Origin of the sequence: Chitinimonas sp. (assembly GCF_041904975.1) — a bacterium.
Classification (GTDB): Bacteria; Pseudomonadota; Gammaproteobacteria; order Burkholderiales; family Chitinimonadaceae; genus Chitinimonas.
This window is the reverse complement of record NZ_JAYRLZ010000318.1, coordinates 1-4,489: the sequence shown is the minus strand read 5'-3', so window position 1 is coordinate 4,489 and position 4,489 is coordinate 1. Positions and strand designations below refer to the sequence as shown.

The 4,489-nt window shown below is 62.2% G+C and carries 4 protein-coding genes; 3 read left to right on the top strand and 1 reads right to left on the bottom strand.

Features of this window, described 5'->3' with window-relative positions; translation table 11 throughout:
- The 3 genes from ACE3OH_RS19830 to ACE3OH_RS19820 all read left to right on the top strand — a co-directional run.
- Window positions 1-1,090, top strand: a 1,090-nt coding sequence (locus tag ACE3OH_RS19830; RefSeq protein WP_374357236.1) for an extracellular solute-binding protein, incomplete at its 5' end; no start/stop codon positions are given.
- Window positions 1,091-1,156: 66 nt separating this feature from the next.
- Entirely contained in the window at window positions 1,157-2,518 is a 1,362-nt protein-coding gene (locus tag ACE3OH_RS19825; protein ID WP_374357234.1) for a flavin monoamine oxidase family protein, read from the top strand.
- Between the two features lie 265 nt (window positions 2,519-2,783).
- On the top strand, window positions 2,784-3,935 hold the full coding sequence (locus tag ACE3OH_RS19820) for an HD-GYP domain-containing protein (protein ID WP_374357232.1): 1,152 nt from the start codon (window positions 2,784-2,786) through the stop codon (window positions 3,933-3,935).
- A 170-nt stretch (window positions 3,936-4,105) separates the two neighbouring features.
- On the opposite strand, the gene ACE3OH_RS19815 is transcribed toward ACE3OH_RS19820, so the two are convergent.
- Window positions 4,106-4,489, bottom strand: a 384-nt coding sequence (locus ACE3OH_RS19815) for a hypothetical protein (protein WP_374357229.1), incomplete at its 5' end; no start/stop codon positions are given.

Sequence of the window (4,489 nt, the reverse complement as noted above, 5' to 3'; positions counted from 1 at the left end):
AAACCCCTGGCTGGGCGCGGCTTTGCTCGCGTTCGGCCTACTGACCCCCGTAAAGGCTACCGACGACAAGGTGGTCAATATCTATAGCTGGGCCGAATACATCGACAAGGATGTGCTGGCCGACTTCACCCGCGAGACCGGCATCCAGGTCAACTACGGCCAGTACGACGCCATCGAAACCATGCAGGCCAAGATCCTGACCGGGCACTCGGGCTATGACGTGGTGTGGTCGATGACCGAATATCTGCCGAAACAGATTGCCGCCGGCCTGTTCCTGCCCCTGGACAAGGCCAGGCTGCCCAACTACCGCAATCTCGATCCGGCCTTGTTGCAAAAGGCGGCACAGGCCGACCCGGACAATCGCTATGCCTCGCTCTACTTCTGGGGAACCACCGGCGTCGCCATCAATCGCGAGGCCGTCAGGGCGGCGCTGGGAAATCTGCCGGCGCCGGCCGACCCGCTGGCCTATCTGTTCGACCCGGTCTATGCCGGGAAACTGGCCCGCTGCGGCATCAGCTACCTCGACAGTGCCAACGACGTGACCGTGCTGGCCGAGCAATTCATCGGCCGCGATGTCAATGCTTTCAAGCCGGACGACGCTCAGGCGGCCCACGAGAAGCTGCGCATGGTGCGCAAATACATACGTACCTTCAACTCCAACCCGGCCGACCTGCTGGCCGGCGGCGATCTGTGCGTGGCCATGAGCTATTCGGGCGATGCCACCTTGGCGCAAGCCCGGGCCGCAGAAGCCCACAAGACTTACCATATCGACTTTGCCGGTGCTGCCAGCGGCCCAGTGCTATGGCTGGACATGCTGGTCATCCCGCGCGACGCACCGCACCCGGAGCATGCCCACACCTTTCTGAACTTTCTGCTGCGGCCTGATATCAGTGCTCGCCTGACCAATAAGATCTTCTACCCCAATGCCAACAAGCCGGCACTGGCGCTGGTCGATGCCAGGCTGACCAGCAACCCGACGGTCTACCCGTCGGAAGCGACGCTGCAAAAAGCGCTGCTGGTAAAGAGCGTGCCGGCTGATACCCAACGCCTGCGCATCAAGCTATACAGTCAGTTCAAGTCCACGCGCTGATGCGCTGCGCCAGCCCGGTCAAGCGGCAATGGGTGAGGCGTGTGGCGCCCCTTACGGAGTCCTGATATGCAACGCCGAGATTTCCTCAAGCTGGCCAGCCTGTGCCTGGCAGCTGCAGCCGCCAGGGCGCAGACCCGCCCGCCCGTTGCGGCCAAGCGCAACCGTGTGCTGGTGCTGGGGGCCGGCATGGCCGGGCTGGCTGCCGCACGCACCCTGACCGACCGGGGCTATGGCGTTATCGTGCTGGAAGCGCGCCAGCGCACCGGTGGCCGTATCGATACCAGCAATCATTGGCCCGACCTGCCGCTTGACCTTGGCGCGTCGTGGATACACGGTATCGACCAGAACCCCTTGACCGAACTTGCTGCCAAGGCGGGGGCGCGCACGCATGCCACCTATTACAGCAGCGCCACCGATTACTTCAGCGATGGCAGCCGTATCAGCCAGGCCACCGATCGCGATATCGAGTCCTGGACCGATGCAATCTTCAGCGCGCTGAGCCGGGCGCAAGACGCCGACCACGATGACACATTGCGTCGGGTGGTCGAGCGTGAGGTGCGCTGGAGCAAACTCGGTGACTACGACAAATCGCTGATCAACTATGTGATCAATGGCGTGTTCGAGCAGGAGTACGCTGGCGCCGCCGAGCGCCTGTCTGCCTGGTATGGCGACAGCGGCAAGGAGTTCGGGGGTGACGATGTCCTGTTTCCCGATGGCTACCTGGTGCTGACCGACTACCTGGCGCGGGGCCTGGATATCCGCTTGGGCCAGGTGGTGGAGCGTGTCGCCAACGACAGGAGTGGCGTCACCGTTGTTACCGGGCAGGGCAGCTTTCGCGCCGACCATGTGGTGCTGACCTTGCCTTTGGGGGTATTGCAAGGCGGAGCCATCACCTTCAGTCCGGCCTTGCCGCCGGCCAAGCGCGCGGCGATCAACAAACTCGGTGTAGGCGTGTTGAACAAGTGCTACCTGCGCTTTCCCCAGGTGTTCTGGCCCGATACCGACTGGATCAGCTATCTGCCTGAACTGGCTCGCCGCGGTCAGTGGGAGGAATGGATCAATATTCACCGCTTTAGCGGGCAGCCGGTATTGCTGGGCTTCAACGCTGCCCAGTTCGGCAACGAGATCGAGAGCTGGCGCGACGCCGATATCGTCGCCAGTGCCATGGCAACCTTGCGCACCCTGTTCGGCTCCAGTATTCCTGCCCCTAGCGATTGGCAGATTACGCGCTGGGCCAGTGACCCGTTTGCACGCGGTTCCTATTCCTTCAACCAGGTCGGCGCTACCCCGGCGATGCGCGATACGCTGGCGGCCAGTGTTGGCGGCCGCTTGCACTTTGCCGGCGAAGCATGCCATCGAGATCACTTCGGCACCGTGCATGGTGCTTATCTGTCAGGCTTGCGGGCTGCCAGCATGATCAGGGGCTGACTGCAATACGGCGCCTGCCGGCGCGGGTAGGCGCGCACTTGTCAGGCGCCAGTGCAGGCAATCAAAGCTTCCTTGCGGCGAATAGTGGCTGGATGACTGGCCCGGGTTTGGCCTATCCTGTCGATTGTGCCCGCGTCGGTTGGGTCGCACTTGCCGCGACCGAGGATTCGCCCGAGCCCTGCCCGGTGGTGTTCACCGCCGGGCAGGGCAGAGCGCACAAGACGCGTACAAAAATCCGGGACGCCGCAGGCGCCAGAGGTGGAAAATGCAAACCCATGCCGAGCAGGGCCTGATGGCTGTCGCACCCGCGCCGGACAGCCTGGCCGAGCGCATCGCTGCCGTCCACCAAGTCATTGCCTTGCGCTATCCCGGCGTCGATCGGATGGCGGTTGCCATTTATGACCCTGCAACCGACCTGTTGAAAACCTTTGCCAGCAGCAATTTGGGCGGGCCAGCCCTGCTCGGGCACGAGGCGCGCCTCAGTGAGGTGCCGTCCTTGCAGGCACTGGCGCAGGCAAGGCAAAGCCGGCTGGTGCGTGATATCGATGCCCGCTTTCATACCGACAGCCCGCACACCGCCTGGCTCAAGCAGCAGGGCTATCGATCCAGCTATACGGTGCCGGTTTACCAAGGGACGGATCTGGCAGCATTCGTGTTTTTTGATTCGCAGCAGCTGGAGTTTTTTGATCTTGCCGCTACCCAGTTTCTCGATGTATTTGCCGACCTGATCGCTCAGCTCTACCTGCTGCAATTGCGCACGGTGCGCAGTCTGATCGGCACGGTAAGAGTGGCTAGCGGCCTTGCCAAGGTCCGCGATCTGGAAACTGGCAGCCACCTGGAACGCATGGCCAATTATTCGCGGCTGATGGCGCGGGCGCTGGCTGGCAAGCACGGTTTGCCGGATGAGTTCGTCGAATATGTGCATCTGTTTGCGCCCTTGCACGATATCGGCAAGGTCGGCATTCCCGACAGCGTGCTGCTCAAACCCGGCCGGCTGAACGAGGATGAATGGCTGATCATGCGCCGCCATGTCGAAATCGGCGAGCAACTGGTCGGGCAGATCGCGCGCGATATGGGCCTGGATGAGGGCATGGCCACCCGGGTAATGCGCAATATCGTGGCCGAACACCATGAGCGCGGCGATGGTTCGGGCTACCCGCGCGGCTTGCAGCGAGAGCAGATCGCCCTGGAAGCACGGATTGTGGCGGTGGCCGATGTCTACGACGCCTTGGCCAATCGCCGGCCCTACAAGCAAGCCTGGGACGAGGCAGCCATCGTCGCCGAGCTCGATCGCGAAGTCGCAGCAGGCCGGCTCGATGGCGAATGCGTGGCGGTATTGCTGGCAGCGGCGGATGAGCGCCGACACATCCAGGCGGCCTTTGCTGATCCGGTTTTGCTGGACGATGGCAAAGGCTGATAGGCGCGCTGCCAGGTTTGCAGAAACGCAATCGTGCTCTGTCACCTAGAAATGTCCCGCCTACACTGCTGTTTTCACCCATAGCTGCTTGCCCCCGCTCAGCCCATTCAAGCGCGGGCCCGGGGGCGATAGGCATGGCCAGGTGATGTGAAGCGCACGAGCGCATCGAATCACTGAATGATGTACACCTGCTTGTACCGCTGGTTCTGCATCATGTCCGTGAAACAGGCACTGGTGGTCATTCCCCGTCCATAGCCGGCATAGATGGGCGTCCCTATCAATCCGCTCAGGTCGAGTTTGTCGACCAAGCGTGCCTGAGTGCTGGCCAGCGGCGAAATACGGTAGGCAATCGGGCTGGCTGGATTAAGCGGCGCCCAACCAGTCGAATCGACAAGGTAAAAGGTCGTTCCGCCGACTAAAGCGCCAAAGAACATGCAGCCGCTTTGACCCAGGTCGCCACTGCTTGGTGTGAGGCTGGCTGTAAGGGTCTGTTTGGTGAGTACACCCGAAGGCTTCAGGCTTGTTGTAAAGGCCGTAGGCGTGCTGTCCAGGGT

What these genes read in the sequence shown, in the direction of transcription:
- ACE3OH_RS19825 (WP_374357234.1), top strand. Translation starts at nt 1,157, where the DNA reads ATGCAACGCCGAGATTTCCTCAAGCTGGCCAGCCTGTGCCTGGCAGCT.
- ACE3OH_RS19820 (WP_374357232.1), top strand. Translation starts at nt 2,784, where the DNA reads ATGCAAACCCATGCCGAGCAGGGCCTGATGGCTGTCGCACCCGCGCCG.